The following is a 22,292-nucleotide window of genomic DNA, read 5'->3' as shown; positions in this document are numbered from 1 at the left end:
ATGAAAAAACTATATATAATATCCCTTATCGCATTAACGTGTTCAACCCTGGGATGCAAGAAATTTCTGGATCAGCCAGCACTGGGTTACTACTTGGACTCGGATCTTTTTAGCAATGATGCAACCGCAAGAACTGCAGTTAATGCCGCCTATATTCCGCTAACTTTTACCGACGCCGCTTCTAATCCGGTGTGGGTTTTGGGCGACGTGGCAACTGATGATGCCATTATTGGTGGAAATGCAGGAGAACAGGCCGACTATACTGCCATTGATCTTTATAATATTCTGCCGGGAAATGCCGCTGTACAATCTCTTTGGGCACGATATTACGATGGCATTAACCGCTGTAATGTCGTTACCGGTGGGCTCACTGCCGATAACACTAACGTATCGGAAGCGGTTAAAACACAAATTGTGGCGCAGGCAAAGTTTCTGCGTGGCTATTACTACTTCGTGCTGACGAATTTTTACGGCAATATTCCCTTGCGGTTGAAAGTAGCAACACTTGAAGATGCAGCACTCGCCGCTACACCACAGGCGCAGGTATACACCCAGATTGAAAAGGACCTCACTGAGGCTGCTGCCGGGCTGCCTTCAAAATGGGAATCGGCTACTGATCAGGGTAGGGCAACTAAAGGAGCCGCCCTGGCACTGCTGGCCAAGGTATCCCTTTTTCAGAATAAATATCCCCAGGCTATTCAATTCAGCGAACAGGTAGAAGCACTGGGCTATTCGCTTACAGACAATTTTGCAGATAACTTTAATTCAGGTGCAAAAACGAATAATGAAGCGATTTTCTCGGTATGGCATAGTCGTGGCGCACAACCATCACAAGGTAACTCATTAAATTACTGGTTTGCACCGAGGACACTTAACGGTGCAGGAACCTTTTTCCCAACGCAAAGTCTGGTAGATAATTTTGAACCCAATGATCCCAGGCTCGATTTAACACTGGCCAGGGCGGGCAAACCTTATTACGATAATACTTTTGATGCATCGTGGTCTACCACAGGTTACCTTTCAAAAAAACATATCCAGCCGATAAGTGAAGTACCGGTGACCACGAAAAATGATGGTAACCTGAATTACGAGGCTATCCGGTTTGCAGATATATTACTCATCAAAGCCGAAGCCTTAAATGAGTCGGGCCAGTCTACGGCAGCATTAATACCATTGAACCGTATCCGGGAACGGGCACGTAAAAACTTTTCCGGAACAGCACCCGCTGGTTTACTCGCACCGGTCACGGTTGTAAACCAATTACAGTTAAGAGATATCATCCGCAGGGAACGACGTTCGGAGCTGGCGCTGGAATTTCACAGATTCTTTGATGTGATGCGTTATGGACAGGCCTTTGCTGAATCTGCACTCAAACCTGGTGCACCAAATTTCAACTATAGCACGAACAGGTTCTTTCCTATCCCCCAAACAGAACTAAATGCTAACGGAAAACTTTAATCACAATGAAAATGAACGCTAATATTCACAGATATACCAGGTATTGTTTGACCTTATGTTCGCTGCTCTTTCTCATTTCATCTTGTAAAGACGATGTGGAAGTACCTGATTATGCTTCTAATAAATCAGGGCTCACTCAACTGGCTGACTCGCTGTCACGGGTGTACAATAGTAGTGTTGAAGGACACGATATCGGTCAATACCCAAAGCAGGCCCGTGCCGAGCTGAAATCTGCACTCGATCTGGCTGTTAATGTAAACGCAGGAGCCTTTACTCAACAGGAAGTAAATAACGCATTAGCAAATTTAAGAAGAGTGGCCACCGCTTTCAGCGCAAGGAGAATTGAGGAAGTGGCAGCATCGAACCTTATTGCCAAATGGCTTTTTAGTGGTAATGCTCAGGATGCTACTCCAAATGGTCATCATGGAACGCTGATGACAGGAATTATAGGAAACGCGGCGAATCATAGTGACGGGGGGCGACTTCCTGTTGCTACCGCCGATCGTTTTGGACGTGAGGCGAATGCCTATGCGTTTGATAATGGCGCATATATTGAAATACCCTATACCGCTTCGTTAAACCCCGACCAGCTCACCATAAGTTTATGGGTCAATGTAAAAGAAGCCAATGCAGATAATTACATGGTTTCATTAAATAAATGGAACGGATTTAAATTTCAGCTGCAATCGGATAATTTTCTGTTTATGACATTGAAAACCACCTCGGCAACTTACGACCGGGATAGTAACCCCGGGAAGATGACCGTTGGCGCCTGGCACCATGCAGTGGTTACAGCTGGAAATGGCGCAATTACTTTCTATGTAGATGGTGTTCAAACCAGAACAGAAAGTGCTTCAGGTACAGCATTTCGACTAACGAGCCCGGTAAATATGGCAATTGGCCAGATCCTTCCGAAAAGCATACTCAACTTCACAGATACATCGAGTCCGTTCTATTATTCCAGTGCTGCTTATTTCCGGGGTTCAATGGACGACATCAGGTATTACAACAAAGCGCTCAGTGCGGATGAGGTACTTCGGATCTATAACAACGAAAAACCGGACTAATTTAAATCTGGTTCCTTCATTGAAAAGCTGTCTCCATGCGGGGGCAGCTTTTTTATTATATCAGAAATGCAACAGGCTAATGCACCAGGATTAAAATATTGTGTCATCAATCTTCAATGGCTTCGATACCATCATCCTTTAGTTTTGCCAAGTGCATCTTCATGGTATTTACCTGATCTTCCGGATGGCCTGCCCAGATTGTAATTTCACCCACAACTTTAAAAGGATCTTTGGAACGATAGGAGAGACTTGGGTTACCCGGGAACTTTTTATCTGTAAGATTAGGATCATCTTCGATGGGCCCGGTGGGCTCCACGAGATAAATCCGCTCTCTTCCATCCCCCAAAGCAAGTTCCGCCCCCCAAACGGCCGCATCAAGTGTTGCACTCAGGTAAATAAACTTTGCATTTTTATTTTGTCCGTAATTAGAACTGATGCCTGTTGTAATGTATTCACCGATTTTTAAAACTGCTTTTGTTCCGTGAAAATAGGTTTGTTTAAAAGGACTGTGAGCCATGGTACTGGTTTTAGGTTTTATGTTTTCTTCCATCAGAATAACGGATTAGCGTAAATTCCCGTATTCACTGAGGGCTAAAGTATCAAAAAAATCATGTTTTGTGAGCTCATTTTAGGGTATATTTTCCTGCCACTGCTAATACCTGCGTCACGGTTTAGTCGGGCTTTGGTCGGACATTGGTCGGGCTTGTGACAATTGTACCCGACTGAACTCCGACCAGGCAGCGAAATAATTTCGAATTAAATGTTAACTAATTGAAAACCGTTACTTATATTAGTATGATCATCCCATGATATTATTATTAATTTTTTAAATTTATGTATTATGGCAGTTTTGAATGACGGCATTAATGGAGGTTTCCGCGGAAAGGTTGGAAACGTAGTTGGGTACCCCCAAAACGGGAAATGGGTGATCAGGGCATTACCAACGCCCAGCACAAAAAACAAAAAGGGTTCTGTTAAGCAGAACAAATGTAGAAAGAAGTTCAGGGATTTGCAGGAATTTATGTCTCCTGTACAGGATTTTATCCGAACTGGTTTTAATCTTGAGGCGCGGAGTAGAAATCTATCTGCGCATAACGCAGCAAAGTCATACAATATGCAGCATGCATTCAATGCCGATGACCAGCTCGACTACAGCAAGATTGTCCTCACTTACGGGAAGCTCGAAATGCCTGAGGAAATTTCTGTAACAGCTAATGAACAGGGAATTGAGGTCCGGTGGATAAATCAACTGGAAAATTCACTAATCCGGAACCGTGATCAGGTGATGGTCCTGGCATATTGCTTAGAAAAACGTAAAGCTGCTGTATTGTACAGTGGCACAAAGCGCAAAGCGGGATCAGAACAACTGGAAATTGCGACTGCACTAAAAGGAAAAAAATTCCACATCTGGGTGGCATTTATTGCCGATAACCGTGAATCAGTTTCGACCAGCAAATATATGGGAGAAATTCTATATTAGTTATTCCAAACCGCAGAGGCACCCGAAAGACTTAGCTGTCAGGAGTGCCTTTGCGGTAAGCTGTTTATACCATGGTTTTCTTCCATTTGCCTTTTTTGAACAAGATAAAGGCTGCAAGGGCTATACCTGCCTCAGCTGTGGGAATTGCAATAAAAACACCAGTGGGTCCAAGTTCGAGATACTTCGCTAAGAAATAAGCCAGTGGAATCTGAAACAACCAGAAAGCAAATATATTAATCTTGGTTGGCGTCCAGGTATCACCTGCGCCATTGAACGCACTGCTAAATACCATAGCTGCACCATAGATTACAAAACCGATACTCAAAATCTTTAGCGCCTTTCCTGCAATCGCAATTACGGCCAAATCGGATGTAAAAAACGAAGCAAATAGATGCCCGCAGGTCAAAAATACCACACTTACGGTCGCCATGAAAACGATAATATATTTTAGTGTCTGATAAACCGATTGTTCAGCACGCTCTATATGGCCTGCACCCAGATTCTGGCCCACCAGCGTAGCAGCTGCATTACTCAGCCCCCAGGCGGGCAGCATAAAAAACATCATTAAACGCAGGGCTGTCTGGTATCCTGCCGAACCTTCATCGCCACCTGTCGTGGCTACTAGTTCTGCCAGAAAGACCCAACTGCAACTCGCTATGACAAACTGAAAGATAGCAGGTGCGGCAATTTTAACAATGGCTCTGATCTGGCTAAAATCAGGAATAAAATGGCTGACATGTATTTTAAGGGTATTTTTTCCATTGAATAGCTGACATGCCTGGTATATGACTCCAAGCCCACGTCCAATAGTAGTGGCAATTGCGGCGCCTGTTAATCCAAAGGCCGGAATGGGCCCTAAACCATTAATTAAAACAGGGCAGAGGATGATGTTGGCGATATTAGCGATCCACAAACTTCTCATGGCGATGGCCGCATTGCCTGCACCGCGAAATATTCCGTTGATCAGAAACAATAATACAATGATGATGCTTCCGCCCATCATAATGCGTACGAAAGGGGCGCCATGCTGAGCGGTTTCGCTGGAGGCACCCATCAGGCGCAAAATATCACCAGCGTAAATTAAACCTAATATGCTGATGATGATATTGATCACCACGGCAATAACAATGGTTTGCATACCTGCCTTTGCAGCTGCATCAGGATTTTTCTCCCCAATTCTCCTGGCTACAACAGCAGTAGCTGCCATGCTTAAACCAATGGCGAGGGAATAAATAATGGTGAGTACTGATTCCGTTAGTCCAACCGTTTGTATGGCATAACTACTGTTTTCCAGGTGCCCGACAAAATATAAATCAACGAGCGCGAAAACAGATTCCATTGCCATTTCGAGCATCATTGGAATAGCGAGTAAAATGATCGCACGCTTGATGCTAATGGATGTCAGATCGACTTCATTACCCTTTACTGACTGTAAGAGTAAACTAAAAAAAGAAGATAATTTGCCCGGTGTCTTTATTGACTGTGACATATTGTTAGCATTAAAGTATAATAATAACTAGATACTGTAGGCCTGAATCATTTCTGCAGAGACTCTGGTTCCACGACCGGTGTTCAAATCGATGAGCACATAATCAAAGATACCATCAGAAGACACTTTTCCGGTTTTTTTATTGATAATTTCAAACTGTACTGAACAACCTTTTTCATGCATGGTTAATATTCCTGTTCTAATCAACATTAAATCGTTCATTAGCAGAGGACGCTTGAAACTAATATCTACGCGGCTTACCACCCAGCCCAAACCCTGGTTGGTGAAGTGTTCCCATGGCATGCCATAAAACTTTTCCATTTGTTCGTAACGGGCAGCCAGTACATAATCTAAATATTTACTGTTGTGAACATGGTTAAACATGTCTATATCATCAGGCCGCACGCGCAGCTCGCTTTCGAAAATGCTAAATTGATTCTTTTCCAAGGTAAATGTTTTGCGCAAAAGTAAGGTATTCGTTCTATTTGTAATCGCTTAAAACAACTCATCCATTAAACAATTCACTCTACTTTGTTAATACAGAAAAATACTTTATCTTTGCGCCACAATTAATTAATTTTTTATTGCTTTAATATTATTCAAGAAATGTATTTAAGTCCAGAAAAGAAAGCCGAAATCTTTAAACAACACGGCGAAGTAGAAACCAACACTGGTTCTGCTGAAGGTCAGGTAGCGTTATTTACATACCGTATTGCGCACTTAACAGAACACTTAAAGAAAAATCGTAAAGATTTCTCTACACAGTTGTCACTTCAAAAATTAGTAGGTAAACGCCGCGGTATTTTGGCTTACCTATACAAAAAAGATATTGAGCGCTATCGTGCTATCATCAAAACTTTACAGTTGAGAGATATCATTAAACAAAAATAAGCGAATTTTATCAGCAAGAGCCATTCTTTAGGGAATGGCTTTTTAATTTACCTTAAAATATTTTTGCCGGAATTTTATAGATAGGAATTTTTAATCTTATCTTCGTTAGCAAAAACAAAAACATATATAAACAACGGTGTGTAGAAAGAGGAAAACACATCATAATTCTATTTAAATGAATGTAATAAAAAAATCGTTCGATTTGGGCGATGGCAGAATTGTAGAAATTGAAACTGGTAAACTGGCGAAACAAGCCGATGGTTCGGTAGTAGTTAAAATGGGTGACACCATGTTATTGGCTACAGTTGTATCTACTGTAGGTGCAAAACCAGGTACCGACTTTTTACCTTTATCAGTTGATTATCAGGAAAAATATGCGGCTACAGGCCGTATTCCAGGAGGCTTTTTACGTCGTGAAGCAAGATTATCGGACTATGAGGTTTTAATCTCACGTTTGGTAGACAGGGCTCTACGTCCGATGTTTCCAAGCGATTATCACTCTGATACCCAGGTGATGATTTCATTAATTTCTGCTGATAAAAATATCATGCCTGATTGTTTAGCTGGTTTAGCTGCATCAGCTGCATTATCTGTTTCAGATATTCCTTTCAACGGTCCGATTTCTGAAGTTCGTGTTGCTAAAATCGATGGTAAGTTGGTAATCAACCCATACGCCAGCGATTTAGAGCGTGCAACTTTAGAATTTATGGTTGCTGGTTCAGCAAACGATATCGGCATGGTTGAAGGCGAGTGTGATGAAATTCAGGAAGATGAAATGGTTGAGGCATTGAAATTTGCACATGATGCAATTAAAGTTCAATGCGCCATTCAGGTTGAATTAACAGAAGCTACAGGCAAAACTGTAAAACGCGAATATAGCCACGAAGATCACGATGCTGATTTAAAAGCTAAAGTTTACGCTGATACTTACGATAAAGTATATGCTGTAGCAAAGTCGGGCTCAAATAAAGATGAACGCAAAGTTGGTTTTACGGCCATCATCAATGAGTTTTTTGAGGCAATGCCTGAAGACACTGCTGATTTAACTAAAGCAATGGCTAAACATTATTATCATGATGTACAGTATGATGCCATCAGAAATCTATTATTAGACGAAGGTATTCGTTTGGATGGACGTAAAACGACTGAAATTCGCCCAATCTGGAGTGAGGTAGGTTATTTGCCTGCGGCACATGGTTCAGCAGTGTTTACACGTGGTGAAACGCAATCATTAACATCAGTTACTTTGGGTAGCAAAGATGATGAACAAATGATTGATGGCGCTTTCTTCAACGGTTATCAAAAATTCTTATTGCACTATAACTTCCCGGGTTTCTCAACAGGTGAGGTTAGACCAAACAGAGGTGCTGGTCGCCGCGAAATTGGCCACGGTGCATTGGCACAACGTTCATTGAAAAAAGTATTGCCTCAGGGTGCTGAAAATCCATATACCATCCGTGTAGTATCTGATATTTTAGAATCTAATGGATCATCATCTATGGCAACTGTTTGTGCTGGTACATTAGCACTAATGGATGCAGGTATTAAAATCAAATCTCCGGTTTCGGGTATTGCAATGGGTTTAATCACTGATGAGAAAACCGGTAAATATGCAATCCTTTCTGATATCCTTGGTGATGAAGATCACTTAGGCGACATGGACTTTAAAGTAACAGGTACTGAAAATGGTATCGTTGCCTGTCAAATGGATCTAAAAATCAACGGTTTATCGTATGAAGTTTTAACCAAGGCATTACTACAAGCTAAAGAGGGTCGTTTACACATCTTAAACGAGATGAAGAAAACGATCAGCCAACCAAATGAGGATTACAAACCACATGCTCCACGTATTGTTTCTTTAGTTATTGATAAAGAATTTATTGGTGCAGTAATCGGCCCAGGCGGTAAAATCATTCAGGAAATGCAACGTGAAACCGGCGCTTCTATCTCTATTGAAGAGGTTGATGGTAAAGGAAATGTTGAGATCTTCGCTGATAATAAAGCGGCAATTGATTCGGCAGTTTCGAGAATTCGTGCCATTGTTGCGAAACCAGAAATTGGTGAAGTTTACCAGGGTAAAGTAAAATCAATTATGCCATTTGGTGCATTTGTTGAGATTATGCCAGGTAAAGATGGTTTGTTACACATTTCTGAAATTTCATGGCAACGTTTAGAAACGATGGATGGTGTATTGAAAGAAGGTGATAAAATCGAAGTTAAATTATTAGATATCGATAAGCAAGGTAAAATGAAACTTTCCCGTAAAGTTTTATTGCCAAGACCAGAAAAACCCGCTGCTCCGCAAGCATAAATAAAATTCAGGCGGCGGGATTCCGCAGTCGGGAGAAAAAAATTAGCCCTTTCAGAATATAGCTGAAAGGGCTTTTTTTGTTTATGGTTATTTTGTTTAATCAGGATTTTGTAACTTGCCATATTACTAAATATACAATTAACTTGTTGTTGCGCGGCACCAAGCAATGACGAAAACCACCGAGTTGAATGAAAAAGATTATTGCCCCATCCATACTATCTGCTGATTTCGGCAATTTGCAGCGAGATATTGAAATGATCAACGAAAGTGAGGCCGACTGGTTTCATGTCGACGTAATGGATGGTGTGTTTGTGCCAAATATATCTTTTGGATTTCCGGTGATGGCAGCGGTGAAAAAACATGCGCTAAAACCGCTTGATGTTCATTTGATGATCATTGAGCCCGAAAAATACATCCAGGATTTTGCAAAAGCAGGTGCAGACAGGATTACGGTTCATTATGAAGCCTGCACCCATTTACATAGAACAATACAATTGATTAAGGCCGCTGGCTGTAAAACCGGAGTAGCCTTAAATCCGCATACACCGGTTGCATTGCTAGGCGACATTATTGGCGACCTTGATTTAGTCCTGATCATGTCGGTAAACCCAGGCTTTGGCGGACAGGTATTTATACAAAACACATATAAGAAATTGCAGGATCTGAAGCAGCTTTCGGGGGGAATAAATGATGAGCTGGTTATTCAGGTTGACGGTGGTGTAGGATTGCAAAATATCGCTGCACTGGTATCGGCGGGTGCTAATGCCTTCGTTGCAGGAAATGCCATTTTTGCAACAGAAGATCCCGCGGAAACCATTTCTAAGATGAAAAGACAGGCGCTGAACCGGTTAAGTGTCTAACCTCGATATTGATTAACTGTTTGGGTCACTAACTCCCGGCAGCCTTGATTTGCGGTACCATCCTCCCGATATTGAACTAAAAAATGCTCAGACTCCGGCTAACCCTTTTTCTTTTGATTGCCTGTTGCAGCATTTTGTTTGCCCAGCCTCTGGTACGGGTATCTGGCATTGTTTATAATGAGGAGAAACTACCCCTGTCACAAGTTACCGTAATTGTTTTAGGTCAGGCCCAATCTACAATAACTGATGAATTTGGCGTTTACACCATTTATTCCAATTCAAAAACATTCAGTATCAAATATTCTTTACTCGGTTATCAGCAGCAAACCCTGAAATTTACTGAGCATTCTGGAGCGAGAATTACCCGCCAGGTGATCTTAACAGCCAATATCAACGAGCTTGAACAAGTCAACATTACAGATAAGCAAAATCAGCTAAGCAATACCACCACAATCAATATTTCTGATGTTGCCGCGATGCCACTGGTATCTGGCAATTTCGAAACGATGCTGAAAACCTTACCCGGTGTATCGACTAATAATGAACTCAGCGCACAGTATAGTGTGCGCGGAGGTAATTTCGATGAAAACTTAATATATATCAATGATGTAGAGATCAACAGACCTGTGCTAATTAGAAACGGTCAACAGGAGGGATTGAGCTTCATCAACGCTGAACTGGTAAGTAAAGCAAAGTTTTCTGCCGGAGGCTTCGAAGCCAGATACGGGGATAAACTGTCGTCAGTGCTTGATATTAAATACGACCGACCTGATAGCAATCAACTGATTTTAAGCACTAGTCTCCTCAATACATCACTGACTGCTAAACGGGTGTCAAAAAAGAGTTTTTTACTTGCCGGCATCAGGTATAAGAATAACTCCAATGTACTAATCAAGCAAGATGAAAAGGGGAGTTACAACCCGAATTTCGGTGATGTTCAGCTGATGTATCAATATGAGTTTTCACCAAAATTTAACGTCAGTTTTCTAGGCAACATCAACATGGGGCAATTTAAACTTGTTCCAACAAGCCGGGAAACACAATTCGGAACATTAGCCAATACATTGAGGTTAAATGTTGATTACACTGGACAGGAAATTGATGATTACCAAACATTGGGTTCAGCTGTGACCGCAACCTATTCTCCCAAGCCTAATCTGGTAATGAAATTTATTAATAGCTACTTCAATACGGTCGAAAGGGAACGATTTGATATTGATGGTAGTTATATTTTTGACGAGATAGATCAGGATTTCAGGGGCGAAAACTTTGGTCTTGTGACTAAAAATAAAGGAATTGGCAGTTATTATAATTACGGCAGGAATAGTTTGAATACGCAAACCTTTGCATCTGAGGTGAAAGTTGATCAGAATTTCGATAATCATGTATTTTCATGGGGTTTAAAATTTGACCAGTCAAAATACAATGACAGGTTACAGGAATATAACTACACCGATTCGGCGGGGTTTATATTGCCGAACCAATTAAAAAATATAGTTTTGCAAAATGTCATCAATGTAGAAAATAACATTGACATCAAAAATTACAGTGCTTATATTCAGGATAGTTACTCCCTTTCAAATTACGCAGAACTTCAACTAGGGGCGAGGGCAACGTATAGCTCATTAAGCAGGCAGCTGTTAATCAGCCCCAGGTTATTAATTGCATACAGGCCTAATTCTAATAATAAGATCCTGCGTTTTACAGCTGGTGTTTACAAGCAGCCACCATCCTACAGAACCATTCGGGATTTTACCGGCGTGTTGAACATTACCCAGAAAGCGCAAAGTTCATACAATACATCAGTAGGTTATGACTATGCTTTTGATGCCTTTGGTACCCGTTTAAAATTTACTTCAGAAGCTTATTTCAAATATTCTGACCGGCTGATTCCATACAAAATTGATAACCTGCGAATCAAATATCTGGCCAATGAAGTTTCGAAAGGATTTGCTTACGGCGCCGATTTCAGTATTGGCGGAGAGTTTGTCAAAGATCTGGTGTCATACTTCAGAATGTCGGTGATGCATGCGAACGAGGATATAATCGGTGATAGCTACGTTGACAATGGAAAAATGATTTACCCAGGCTATTTAAAGCGGCCGACGGATCAACGGATCAATTTTTCCATATTTTTCCAGGACAGGCTTTTAAACAGTCCAACTTATAAAGTACACCTGAATGCACTGTACGGTTCACGCTTACCCATCGGGCCACCACAAACGGCACGATACCTGGACAGATTTTATATTCCTTCTTATAAAAGGGTAGATATTGGTTTTTCAAAGGATTTTCTGGATGATGCTGCCATGCATAAACCTAAATTCCTTGATAAAAATTTTAATTCAGTTATATTGTTTTTCGAGATTTTCAATATGCTGAATATCAACAATACAGTTTCATACTTATGGCTTAAAGATGTTGACAATGTACAATATGCGATACCAAATTATCTTACAGCCAGACAATTTAACCTAAAACTTATTGTCAAACTAAAGCCGTAGACCAGCCTGTATAATTTGTATTAAAGCGGATGATGATGCTGCACATATCTTTGAAAAAAAGAAAAAACGTAGGTTTTTATTCTTTTTGTAGCCCCAAAAAGCATGTTAAAGGTTAAACGTTTTATTTGCAAAAACTGTAATAAATACATCAATATCTTACTGTTTTTTAACAAAATTTAATTTTTTATGATACGATTTTATAGTCAGAACTCCTTTAAAAATTTTACATTTACGGCCATAAAACATTATATAATAAGATGAAGCATAATTTTGGCGCAGGCCCTTGTATTTTACCTCAAGAAGTGTTTAAACAAGCTGCACAGGCAGTTTTAGATTTTAACGATGGATTATCAATTTTAGAAATTTCGCACAGAACAACAGAGTTTGAGGCAGTTGTTGCTGAAGCGGATAAATTGGTAAAGGAGTTACTAAATGTGCCATCGGGTTATTCCGTTTTATTTTTACAAGGCGGTGCAAGTTTACAGTTTGCAATGGTTCCAATGAACCTACTGGGTGATGGGCAAACAGCCAGTTATTTAGATTCTGGTGTTTGGGCAACTAAGGCCTTAAAAGAAGCCAAATTTATTGGTAACGTAAATGTTGTAGCTTCGTCTAAAGAGTCGAACTATACCTTCATCCCTAAAGATTTTGAAATCCCTGCAGACAGTGCCTACTTCCATTACACTTCGAACAATACGATTTATGGTACTGAGCTTTTTGAAGTTCCGGTAACCAATGTTCCTGTAGTAAGCGACATGTCATCGGATATTATGAGCCGCGTAATCGATGTATCAAAATTTGATTTAATCTATGCCGGTGCACAAAAAAACGTTGGCCCTGCTGGATTGACGATTGTCATTATTAAAGACGAGATTTTAGGAAAAACTGACCGTAAAATTCCTTCAATGTTGAACTATCAGTCTCATATTGACAATGATTCGATGTATAATACCCCACCCGTTTTTTCAATTTATACAGCACTTTTAAATTTACGCTGGTTAAAATCAAAAGGCGGCGTTGCCGAAATTGAAAAAGAAAATAAGGCTAAAGCAGAAGCATTATACAGAGAGATTGACCGCAATCCGTTATTTAAAGGCACTTGTGCTGTGGAAGACCGTTCAAGAATGAATATTTGCTTTGTAATGGAAAACCCTGAATTGGAAAAACCATTTTTAAAATATGCTGAAGATCAGGGCATCATAGGAATCAAAGGTCACAGAAGTGTAGGTGGTTTTCGTGCATCGATGTATAATGCATTGCCAATTACCAGTGTTCATGCCCTAATTGACGCCATGCAGGCATTTGAAGAAAAACAAGCAAAAGCGAATTAATAAAAGTTTAACAGATAATTGATCCGGTAATTTCCGGTTTAGTCAATTTAGTCAGTGAATCATCAATATGATTAAGATATTAGCAAACGATGGAATAGATCCCATCGGTAAAGAATTACTGGAAAAAGCGGGTTTTCAGGTGGATACAGAAACTATTCCTCAGGATCAACTGAGCGAAGCATTGAAAAACTATGATGCCATTACGGTTCGTAGTGCTACGAAAGTTAGAAAAGAGCTTATAGATGCCGTTCCGAACATTAAATTGATTGGCCGTGGTGGTGTTGGTATGGATAATATCGACGTAGAGTATGCACGTAGTCAAGGGGTTGCAGTGGTGAATACACCGGCAGCATCATCTTTGTCAGTTGCCGAGCTGGTATTTTCGCATTTATTTACAGGGATCAGATTTTTACAGGACGCTAACAGAAAAATGCCTGTTGAAGGTGCAACCCAATTCAATAACCTGAAAAAATCTTATGCCAAAGGAACTGAGTTAAGTGGTAAAACCATTGGTATTATTGGTTTCGGTCGTATTGGCCGTGCAACAGCCAAAGTAGCTTTAGGTTTGGGAATGAATGTTTTAGCTTACGATTTATATCCTTCTGAATCGGAAATTACTTTGGAATTCCAGGGAGGAAAATCGGTAAGTATTCCGGTAAAAACGGTTTCATTGGAAGAAGTAATTACAGGTAGTGATTTCTTCAGTTTACATACTCCTTTTGCCGATAAGCCAATTTTAGGCGCTGAAGAGTTTAGTAAAATGAAAAACGGAGTTGGAATTGTAAACTGCTCACGTGGCGGAACAATAGATGAACCCGCCTTAATCGAAGCTTTAAACTCTGGTAAAGTTTCCTTTGCCGGTTTAGATGTATTTGACAATGAACCAACGCCGCTTGCTGCCATTTTAACACATCCGAAGATTTCTTTAACACCACATATCGGTGCTTCCACTAACGAAGCTCAGGAGCGCATTGGTACAGAACTCGCAACTTTAATTATTGAGCACTTTAAGAAATAACCTACCGCGCCATTTGGTGGGAAAGATCTTGAATTCCAATTATTTAATTTTAAGGCCAACTGAGAAGTTGGCCTTTTTTCAATCGAGGGCATTCGTAGTTACCCAGTAACGATAGCCCAATATTGCTTTCTGGAATGTGGTTAATTTTGCCGGGTCTTTTTTATACAAACTTGGCAATATCCATTTGTTAACCTTAGCCAAAGCTTTAAATAATTCCTTTTTCATTTTACTTTGTTGCTTTAAGCTTTCTGTTGAAGAAATAAAAACCACCAGCCATGACCAGTAGCAGAAATACGATGATATAATTTGCAGGACTAGTTCCAGCACTTTTAGCCTTGGTTCTGAGTGCTTCATTCTCATCTTGCAGCTTTTTGATATTGCGCATGTAACTTTCGATCCTTTCCTGTGAATGATCGGCCACTTCAACCTTTTGCTGGTTCTGCAAATCTTTGTATTCCATCAGGACTTTTAGTTCCTTGAAGATATTATTATCAGTTAAAACCACCTGACGCAATATTTCATTGGAATTTTTAATATCTTTTTTAGTTTGCCAGCCAAATATTCCGCTGCGCTGATTTAAACTTTCATCGTATTGACCAAATTTGGCGCTGCGTTCGGCGAGCATTGTATTCACCTTTTTACGCTGTGCAGAAAAAGCTGAAGTATCCTGTTGAGCCGCCGCCTGAAAAGTGAACAATAAACCAAGAAAAAAATAAACGTATTTATTCATGAAGTGTAAACGCGAAAAGGGCAGAAGTTGTTTTAGGAGTGAAACTCCACCCGCACGATATCTCCAAGATGCAGCCCGAGCAAGCCACTTGCCTTGCCTTTGTTGATGGCAATTTCCAGATGGTTACTAATGCCAAATAAGCAAAGCTTTTCGCCTTCCTGTACCTCATTATAGTGCCAGCTCAATTGCGTGATGGTTTCACTTTTCCTGAAGTAAAGTGTAAAGTCGCGGTTCTTTTGTATTCTGGTAAACAGATCTTTAGTGATATTCGTAATCACATTGCAAAATGTATCAATGTAGATGACACTTCCACGGATGATATCTTTCTCAATTACAGGATGTAAAAGCATTTTCTGCTCAATCTCTGCTACAGGTATTCCAATGTCTTTTAATTTTCCGCCCTTTGCCAGGTGAGTGGCTGCTTTCACAAAAATATCAACCAGGGGAAAGTGAAGGTATTTTAGGTCTTGCATGATGTTCAGCTCTACAACATCTTCAGGTACATCATCAAAAAGCAGTGAGAATATGCCATTATCTGCCCCTACAAAAAAGTGATCGCGATGTTTAATGGCAATGTATTTTGTATTTTCACTATATACTGAATCTATCCCTATTAAATGCACCGTCTGCTTCGGGAAGTAGGGATAAGCATTCTTCAAAACGAATGCGGCGTAGGAAATATTGAAAGAGGGAACTTCATGTGTAATGTCAACTAAATTAACATTAGGCATAAGACTCAGCAGACTGCCTTTTAGTGCACTCTGATAAAAATCTTTTGATCCTAAATCTGTTGTTAAAGTAATTATCCCCATTAAAAATTCATTATAATTGCTTATTCTTGTGTAGAGGCATAAGCGAGTGCAAATATTCAAATTTTAATTAATATAGCCCGATAACTTTTTAAAATACTATAGTTTGAACGAATTAAAATTAACTCTGGATACCGTAAATCCTGCTCATTTTTGGGGGGCTAATAACGAGAATTACGAAATGATTAAAGGTGCTTTTGCCAAGTTAAAACTGGTGGCGAGAGGAAGTGATGTTAAGGTTCTTGGTGACGAGCAGGAACTTAAGTCCTTTGAAGAAAAGTTTAATCAGCTGGTGGCGCACCTGGAAAAGTACAGTTCGCTCAGCAATAACGATGTGGAAACTATTTTAGGGGCGAAGGCAAATGGAGTAGCAAAAAAAGATGTGGAACAGCCGACTGGCGGGGGCGGAGAGGTAATCGTATTTGGCACAAATGGCTTGCTGGTAAAGGCGAGAACTGCAAACCAGCGCAGAATGGTGAGTAGCATTGCCAAAAACGATATTCTTTTTGCAATTGGCCCTGCCGGCACCGGCAAAACCTACACGGCGGTAGCACTTGCGGTAAGGGCTCTGAAAAACAAAGAAATCAAACGCATCATTTTAACCCGTCCGGCAGTTGAAGCAGGGGAAAATCTGGGTTTCTTACCTGGTGATTTAAAGGAAAAGATAGATCCTTATTTACGCCCGCTGTATGATGCGCTGGATGATATGATTCCGGCTGAAAAGCTGAAATTCTATATCGAGAACAGAACGATTGAGATTGCACCCCTGGCGTTTATGCGGGGAAGGACATTAGACAATTGTTTTGTGATCCTTGATGAAGCCCAGAACGCTACTGATATGCAGCTTAAAATGTTTTTAACCCGTATGGGTCCAACAGCTAAATTTATTGTAACCGGCGATGTTACGCAGGTAGATTTGCCTAAAAAACAAATGTCGGGTCTTTTTAATGGTTTAAGGATCCTGGAAGATATTAAAGGAATAGATATTATCTATCTGAGCGGTGAAGATGTGGTACGCCATAAACTGGTTAAAGACATCCTGAAAGCTTATGGAGATATTCAGTAAGTAAGGTTTTTTTCCTATTTTTACTGCCTCATGAAAGCACAAAAAGAAACCAATTTCAATTTCCCGAATCAAAGCAGTTTTTATAAAGGTAAGGTACGTGATGTATACACTATCGCCGACCAGTTTATGGTGATGGTTGTATCCGATCGTATCTCTGCATTCGATGTGGTATTACCTGAAGCCATTCCTTTTAAAGGGCAAGTATTAAACCAGATAGCTGCAAAATTTTTAGCTGCTACACAAGACATTGTTCCTAACTGGGTTTTATCTGTACCGGATCCGATGGTAACAATCGGACGTATATGTGAGCCTTTTAAGGTTGAGATGGTTATCAGGGGATATCTGGCAGGACATGCATGGCGTGAATACAGCGCTGGAAAACGTTCTGTTTGCGGTGTCAGCTTACCAGATGGATTGAAGGAAAATGATCAACTGCCTCAGCCCATTATCACGCCAACTACAAAAGCTGCTGTCGGGCATGATGAAGATATCTCAAGAGAAGATATTTTAGCCAAGGGGATTGTTTCACTTACAGATTATGAAAAATTAGAGCAATATACTCACGCACTATACCAACGTGGAACTGAGATTGCAGCGAAAAGCGGATTGATACTGGTAGACACCAAATACGAGTTTGGAAAAGCGGATGGGGTAATTTATCTGATCGACGAAATCCACACGCCAGATTCATCAAGATACTTTTATGCTGAAGGCTATGAAGCCCGCCAGGCTGCTGATGAGCCCCAAAAACAGCTATCAAAAGAGTTTGTAAGAAAGTGGTTAATAGAAAATGGTTTTCAGGGTAAAGAAGGGCAACTGATCCCAGAAATGACTCCTGAAATTGTGACCTCGATTTCTGAACGGTACATTGAACTTTATGAACAGATAGTAGGTGAGAAGTTCGAAAAAGCTGATGCTGATGCCATTTCAAACAGGATTGAAGGCAATGTTTTAAAAGCTTTGGAAACGCTTTAAATTTTTATACTTTAGTGCAATAAAGATTAGAAGAGATGAAATTTTCAGTAGATAAACATGATAAATATGTTACCTTGAAGCTCAAAGAACCAAGGTTTACGAATGACAATGCGCCGGGATTAAAATCTGAATTGTACTTACTCAATGCAGAGGGATACAAGAATATCATTGTTGATTTAAGTCATGTAAAGGAATGCAATGATGCACAGGATCTAAGTTGCCTATTGGTAGGAGACAGGCTGTGCAAATCTGTTAACGGACTTTTTATTGTAACTGGTATCAACGATGAAATTGCACCGATTATTGAATTGTCAAACATATTCCATTCTGTAACGTTTGTTAATACACTGGAAGAAGCAACCGATTTCATCTTTATGGATGAATTGGAAAAAGAGTTCAGAGGCGATAAATAGTTATTGAGTTAAATAAAATTAAGGCCTCGTAATGTTAGAATTTACGAGGCTTTTTACATCATACCTATATGAAATTTGAAGTTACGATTCTTGGGAGTAGTTCGGCGACACCGGTTTATAACCGGAACCCCTCTGCACAGCTTTTAAATTGTAACGAAAAATACTATTTGATTGATTGCGGTGAGGGCACACAGCAACAGCTTACCAGATATAACCTAAAAGCTGCTCGCATTGATTATATTTTCATCAGTCACTTACATGGCGACCATTACTTCGGTTTAATTGGTTTGCTTTCAAGTTTGCACCTTAACGGAAGGGTGAAGCCAATGCAGATATTTGGACCCAAACCTTTGTTAGAAATTTTGGAAATTCAGTTCAGGTATTCTGATACTGTTTTAAGGTATCCCATAGAATTCGTACCTATTGACGCTGATGAACCAAGGCAAATTTTTGAAAACCAGGATCTGGTTGTTAAGACTATTATATTAAATCACCGTATTCCCACAACAGGTTTTCTTTTTCAGCAGAAGCAGAGACAGAGAAAGTTGATTAAGGAAAAAACTGATGAAATACCGATGGCGTACTACACGGCTTTGAAAAAGGGAATCGATGTGGAATTGCCTGATGGTGAAATATTAAAAAGCGAGGAATACACTACGCCTCCAGAAGCACCACGAAGCTATGCTTATTGCTCTGATACGATTTACGATGTGCGTTATTTTGAAACGATAAAAGGATGCGATACGCTTTATCACGAAGCTACGTTTATGCATGACCTGTTAGACAGGGCAACAGAAACCCATCACACAACTGCCTTACAAGCTGGAGAGGTGGCTAAAATTAATGGTGTAAAGAAACTACTCATCGGTCATTTTTCATCACGGTACAAAACATTACAAATGCTGCTGGAAGAAACTGAATCTGTATTTGAAAATACCGAACTGGCAGTTGAGGGGAGAACCTTTCAACTGTAAAAAACAAATATACTGATGCGCAAAAAAGGCTTGTGATTATTAATCACAAGCCTTTTTCTTTTCCTGATGAGATTTTGTTTTCTATTTATCTTTATTACCGCCACCAAATACTGAGAAGTGTACGTAACGTTTGGGATTTGCTTTTAAATCAATCATTAAAGCATCCAGGTTTTTGGAAGCATTATTCAGGTTGTTGTACATCTGATCATCCGTTAACAACTGTCCTAAACTACCTTTACCATTCTTAATTCCGGCGATAACGCTCTGCAAATCGGCAATAGCATTGTTTGCATTATCCAATGTTTCTTTAAAATTGGCTGCTGCAAACTTATCGGTAACCGTATTAATATTGGTTAAAATATCACTTATCTTTTTGTTATTGTTATTCAAATTGGCAGTGATTCCTTCAACATTCTTGAAAATAGCTTCGATACGCGCACTTTCTGAACCAACCAAACCATCTACTTTTTTTGAAGTATTTTCCAAAGAAGCAAGGGTTCCTGCGATACTGTTAAAACTTCTGTCTACATTCTTCTGGAAGTTCGGATTCAAAATAGAATTCACGCTGCTCAGAATTGAGTCCATTTTCCCGATAATTAATTCAGCTTTCTTTTGAACCGGTTGCACCTGTTCCATCAATCCTTTTTCTACGTTCGCATTTAGTGTAAATCCATCTTCGGCCATTTTTTTGGAGTTACCTAAAGACATTACGATGGCTTTACTACCCAATAAATCTGTACCTTCTAATCGGGCGATACTATTTTCCGGGATATCATATTTACTATTGATACTTAACGTTGCAAGGATAGTACCGCCAGGTTCAAGCTGAAGTTTAGCCACGCGACCAATTTGGTAGCCATTAATTAAAACGGGTTTTGAAACGGTTAAGCCATCAACTCTGGTATAACGGGCAAATAGTGTAGTTTCGCTTGAAAAGATTGAATTTCCTTTAAGGAAGTTGTATCCAATTATTAATAAAGCAATGGCAAAAGCAGCTAATATTCCTACTTTGGTTTCGTTCTTAATCTTCATGAGTGTTTTATTTATTGGCAACAAGCGCTAAAATTAATACTTTAATACTTGTTTGAGCGCACATTTTGTTTTATGATGCTTAAATATGTAATTTTAATTACATAATGCTTACTGCATCGGTTTTGTTTGATTTTCTGTTATAATTTTTGTTTTATTAGTCAATAGTTATCCTTTGCAGTCCCGGCTATTTCACCTCAATATTTTTCTTGTAGGTTTTTATAGCCTCTAAAATGGAACTCGCAACTTCATCCTGTCCTTTTGCCGAATAAATGTACTTCTCTTCCTCAGCATTGGAAATAAAGCCAATCTCGGTTAACACAGCGGGCATGCCACATCTCTGCAACACCAATACACCCTGCTCTTTAACGCCTCTGCTGGAACGTTCATCGCGGCTGATGTATGCATTCTGAATAAGTTTGGCAAATTTAATGCTTTTATCGCGAAAGGTGTTTTTTAATAATGATAAAAGAATAAATGAACTTGGATTCGATGGATCGTAGCCATCGTATTTACTTTTATAGTTTTTTTCGAGCTTGATATCTGCATTTTCACGAATAGCGGCGTCTTGCTCTTTTAGTCGATGTGAACCGGCAACCAAAGTTTCCACTCCTTTGATGTGTTTGTTGCCCGGAGGCATAGAGTTACAGTGTATGGAGATGAATAAATCGGCTCCCGCATCATTTGCAATTTCCGCCCTTCTGTATAAATCCACATCGATATCAGTCTTCCGCGTAAAGATCACTTTTATATCCGGGAGCGCTTCCTTAATTTTTTGGCCAAGCTTTATACTTACTTTAAGTGCTATATCTTTTTCCTTGGAAATTTTTCCAGATGCGCCGGGTTTTCTGCCGCCGTGACCGGGATCGATTACAATTGTTTTAATTCTGTAACCCTGTGCAGCTAACTCCAATGAGGAAACCAATGAAACGAATAACAGTACTAAAAGCAGTTTAATCTTCATTTATTTAAATTTAGAAAGAAGTTTCAGCAATACGCCTGTAGTTTTTAATGGCTTTGATGATACCACCTACAATTTCATTTTGTCCCTCCGGAGAATTCATATAGTCTTCCTCATCTGGATTGCTTACAAAACCGATTTCGGTTAGCACAGCAGGCATTGAGGCTCTTGCCAATACGGCCAGGCTTTTCTCCTGCACACCGCGGTTTATCCTTCCAGCATTAACATATTCCTGTTGTAACATGGAGGCAAACTTCAGGCTTCGATCCCTGTTGGTTTGTTTCATTAACGAGATCATGATGTCGTTTTCAGGTGTGTTGGCAATAAAACCCTCATAGTTTTTCTGGTAGTTATCTTCCAGAAACATGGAGGCATTCTCCCTTTTGATGACCTCATCCTGTTCGCTCATGCGGCCCGTTCCTGAAACAAAAGTTTCCGTTCCCCGCGTCGATGTACTTTTAGACGTAACGGTAGTATAAACGGGAACTTTTCTTCCTTTTACTTTTTTATAATAATCGACTGACCTCGAAACGCGAACTGGCATGTCGTTGAGGTGAATGGATATAAATAAGTCAGCTTTGGCATTGTTTGCGATGTTTATCCGTTCGTAAAGCGGAATAAAAACATCCGTTTGCCTCGTGTAGATCACTTTGATATCTTTCAAGCTATCTTGAAGCGCTTTTCCAAGATTAAGCGCAGTTTTTAATGCCACATCTTTTTCCTTTGAATAAACGCCATGCGTAGCCCCATCCTTACCACCGTGGCCCGCATCAATAACAATTGTTTTGATTTTGTAATCCTGTGCAAAAGCTTGATTATCAATACTGTTGAATAAAGCTAAACAAATAATAAATGTTAAAATGGATTTAAGATACATCAATGGTATATTTTTCACTAATTTTGAACGTTTTTGATTAAACATTTGT

22 protein-coding genes are annotated in these 22,292 nt (G+C 39.9%); 13 read left to right on the top strand and 9 right to left on the bottom strand.

Translation table 11 applies throughout. The features are described 5' to 3' along the window. Both AB669_RS03260 and AB669_RS03255 read left to right on the top strand, forming a co-directional pair. Nucleotides 1-1,458 (top strand): RagB/SusD family nutrient uptake outer membrane protein, encoded by a 1,458-nt coding sequence (locus tag AB669_RS03260; RefSeq protein ID WP_047797874.1) that lies wholly within the window; start codon nt 1-3, stop codon nt 1,456-1,458. Between the two features lie 5 nt (nt 1,459-1,463). Then, on the top strand, nt 1,464-2,525 hold the full coding sequence (locus tag AB669_RS03255) for a LamG domain-containing protein (RefSeq protein ID WP_047797873.1): 1,062 nt from the start codon (nt 1,464-1,466) through the stop codon (nt 2,523-2,525). 106 nt (nt 2,526-2,631) lie between these two features. Here AB669_RS03255 and arr read toward each other — a convergent pair whose 3' ends face one another. After that, nucleotides 2,632-3,042 carry an NAD(+)--rifampin ADP-ribosyltransferase gene (gene arr / locus AB669_RS03250; RefSeq protein WP_369799729.1) on the bottom strand — a complete coding sequence of 137 codons (411 nt, stop codon included), beginning with the start codon at nt 3,040-3,042 and terminating at the stop codon, nt 2,632-2,634. 324 nt (nt 3,043-3,366) lie between these two features. Here arr and AB669_RS03245 point away from each other — a divergent pair, with 324 nt between their 5' ends. Next, nucleotides 3,367-4,005 carry a DUF6266 family protein gene (locus AB669_RS03245; RefSeq protein ID WP_047797871.1) on the top strand — a complete coding sequence of 213 codons (639 nt, stop codon included), beginning with the start codon at nt 3,367-3,369 and terminating at the stop codon, nt 4,003-4,005. A gap of 64 nt (nt 4,006-4,069) precedes the next feature. Here the strand turns inward: AB669_RS03245 and AB669_RS03240 are convergent, their stop codons facing one another. Both AB669_RS03240 and AB669_RS03235 read right to left on the bottom strand, forming a co-directional pair. Next, nucleotides 4,070-5,494 (bottom strand): MATE family efflux transporter, encoded by a 1,425-nt coding sequence (locus AB669_RS03240; RefSeq protein ID WP_047797870.1) that lies wholly within the window; start codon nt 5,492-5,494, stop codon nt 4,070-4,072. 27 nt (nt 5,495-5,521) lie between these two features. Then, nucleotides 5,522-5,941: a thioesterase family protein gene (locus AB669_RS03235; protein ID WP_047797869.1), complete on the bottom strand. Its 420-nt coding sequence runs from the start codon at nt 5,939-5,941 to the stop codon at nt 5,522-5,524. A 159-nt stretch (nt 5,942-6,100) separates the two neighbouring features. Here AB669_RS03235 and rpsO point away from each other — a divergent pair, with 159 nt between their 5' ends. The 6 genes from rpsO to AB669_RS03205 all read left to right on the top strand — a co-directional run bounded on the left by rpsO (nt 6,101) and on the right by AB669_RS03205 (nt 14,409). After that, nucleotides 6,101-6,385 carry a 30S ribosomal protein S15 gene (gene rpsO / locus AB669_RS03230; protein ID WP_047797868.1) on the top strand — a complete coding sequence of 95 codons (285 nt, stop codon included), beginning with the start codon at nt 6,101-6,103 and terminating at the stop codon, nt 6,383-6,385. 175 nt (nt 6,386-6,560) lie between these two features. Continuing rightward, nucleotides 6,561-8,696, top strand: a complete 2,136-nt coding sequence (pnp, locus tag AB669_RS03225) for a polyribonucleotide nucleotidyltransferase (protein ID WP_047797867.1) — start codon at nt 6,561-6,563, stop codon at nt 8,694-8,696. Nucleotides 8,697-8,884: 188 nt separating this feature from the next. After that, a complete protein-coding gene (gene rpe, locus AB669_RS03220; protein WP_047797866.1) occupies nt 8,885-9,556 on the top strand; it encodes a ribulose-phosphate 3-epimerase in 672 nt (223 codons plus the stop codon). A gap of 83 nt (nt 9,557-9,639) precedes the next feature. Then, nucleotides 9,640-12,060, top strand: coding sequence for a carboxypeptidase-like regulatory domain-containing protein (locus AB669_RS03215; protein WP_047797865.1), 2,421 nt, complete (start codon nt 9,640-9,642; stop codon nt 12,058-12,060). Between the two features lie 257 nt (nt 12,061-12,317). Next, complete coding sequence (serC, locus tag AB669_RS03210) at nt 12,318-13,391, top strand: 3-phosphoserine/phosphohydroxythreonine transaminase (RefSeq protein ID WP_047797864.1); 1,074 nt, start codon at nt 12,318-12,320, stop codon at nt 13,389-13,391. Nucleotides 13,392-13,458: 67 nt separating this feature from the next. After that, nucleotides 13,459-14,409 carry a D-2-hydroxyacid dehydrogenase gene (locus tag AB669_RS03205; RefSeq protein ID WP_197082323.1) on the top strand — a complete coding sequence of 317 codons (951 nt, stop codon included), beginning with the start codon at nt 13,459-13,461 and terminating at the stop codon, nt 14,407-14,409. A 78-nt stretch (nt 14,410-14,487) separates the two neighbouring features. On the opposite strand, the gene AB669_RS22290 is transcribed toward AB669_RS03205, so the two are convergent. Genes AB669_RS22290 through AB669_RS03195 form a run of 3 tightly spaced genes read right to left on the bottom strand, consistent with a single transcriptional unit; the run spans nt 14,488 to nt 15,951 of the window. Then, nucleotides 14,488-14,634, bottom strand: a complete 147-nt coding sequence (locus tag AB669_RS22290; RefSeq protein ID WP_197082321.1) for a hypothetical protein — start codon at nt 14,632-14,634, stop codon at nt 14,488-14,490. A 1-nt stretch (nt 14,635) separates the two neighbouring features. Continuing rightward, nucleotides 14,636-15,139 (bottom strand): hypothetical protein, encoded by a 504-nt coding sequence (locus tag AB669_RS03200; RefSeq protein WP_047797863.1) that lies wholly within the window; start codon nt 15,137-15,139, stop codon nt 14,636-14,638. A gap of 32 nt (nt 15,140-15,171) precedes the next feature. Next, complete coding sequence (locus AB669_RS03195; protein ID WP_047797862.1) at nt 15,172-15,951, bottom strand: S-adenosyl-l-methionine hydroxide adenosyltransferase family protein; 780 nt, start codon at nt 15,949-15,951, stop codon at nt 15,172-15,174. A gap of 103 nt (nt 15,952-16,054) precedes the next feature. Between AB669_RS03195 and AB669_RS03190 the strand changes: the two genes are divergently transcribed. The 4 genes from AB669_RS03190 to AB669_RS03175 all read left to right on the top strand — a co-directional run bounded on the left by AB669_RS03190 (nt 16,055) and on the right by AB669_RS03175 (nt 19,376). Beyond that, nucleotides 16,055-17,014, top strand: coding sequence for a PhoH family protein (locus AB669_RS03190; RefSeq protein WP_047797861.1), 960 nt, complete (start codon nt 16,055-16,057; stop codon nt 17,012-17,014). A 30-nt stretch (nt 17,015-17,044) separates the two neighbouring features. Next, nucleotides 17,045-17,989, top strand: coding sequence for a phosphoribosylaminoimidazolesuccinocarboxamide synthase (locus AB669_RS03185; RefSeq protein WP_047797860.1), 945 nt, complete (start codon nt 17,045-17,047; stop codon nt 17,987-17,989). A 35-nt stretch (nt 17,990-18,024) separates the two neighbouring features. Then, nucleotides 18,025-18,402, top strand: a complete 378-nt coding sequence (locus AB669_RS03180) for an STAS domain-containing protein (protein WP_047797859.1) — start codon at nt 18,025-18,027, stop codon at nt 18,400-18,402. A gap of 68 nt (nt 18,403-18,470) precedes the next feature. After that, the gene (locus AB669_RS03175; protein ID WP_047797858.1) at nt 18,471-19,376 is read left to right on the top strand and encodes a ribonuclease Z; all 906 of its coding nucleotides are present in this window, start codon (nt 18,471-18,473) and stop codon (nt 19,374-19,376) included. An 81-nt stretch (nt 19,377-19,457) separates the two neighbouring features. On the opposite strand, the gene AB669_RS03170 is transcribed toward AB669_RS03175, so the two are convergent. The 3 genes from AB669_RS03170 to AB669_RS03160 all read right to left on the bottom strand — a co-directional run bounded on the left by AB669_RS03170 (nt 19,458) and on the right by AB669_RS03160 (nt 22,243). Next, nucleotides 19,458-20,408: an MlaD family protein gene (locus AB669_RS03170; RefSeq protein WP_047797857.1), complete on the bottom strand. Its 951-nt coding sequence runs from the start codon at nt 20,406-20,408 to the stop codon at nt 19,458-19,460. A gap of 184 nt (nt 20,409-20,592) precedes the next feature. Then, nucleotides 20,593-21,369 carry an N-acetylmuramoyl-L-alanine amidase gene (locus AB669_RS03165; protein ID WP_047797856.1) on the bottom strand — a complete coding sequence of 259 codons (777 nt, stop codon included), beginning with the start codon at nt 21,367-21,369 and terminating at the stop codon, nt 20,593-20,595. 10 nt (nt 21,370-21,379) lie between these two features. Further along, nucleotides 21,380-22,243, bottom strand: a complete 864-nt coding sequence (locus AB669_RS03160) for an N-acetylmuramoyl-L-alanine amidase (RefSeq protein ID WP_047798055.1) — start codon at nt 22,241-22,243, stop codon at nt 21,380-21,382. Nucleotides 22,244-22,292: the final 49 nt, after the last annotated feature.

This window comes from Pedobacter sp. BMA (assembly GCF_001027745.1).
GTDB lineage: Bacteria > Bacteroidota > Bacteroidia > Sphingobacteriales > Sphingobacteriaceae > Pedobacter.
Note: the sequence above shows the minus strand (reverse complement) of the source record. Positions and strands in the feature narration are given on the sequence as shown.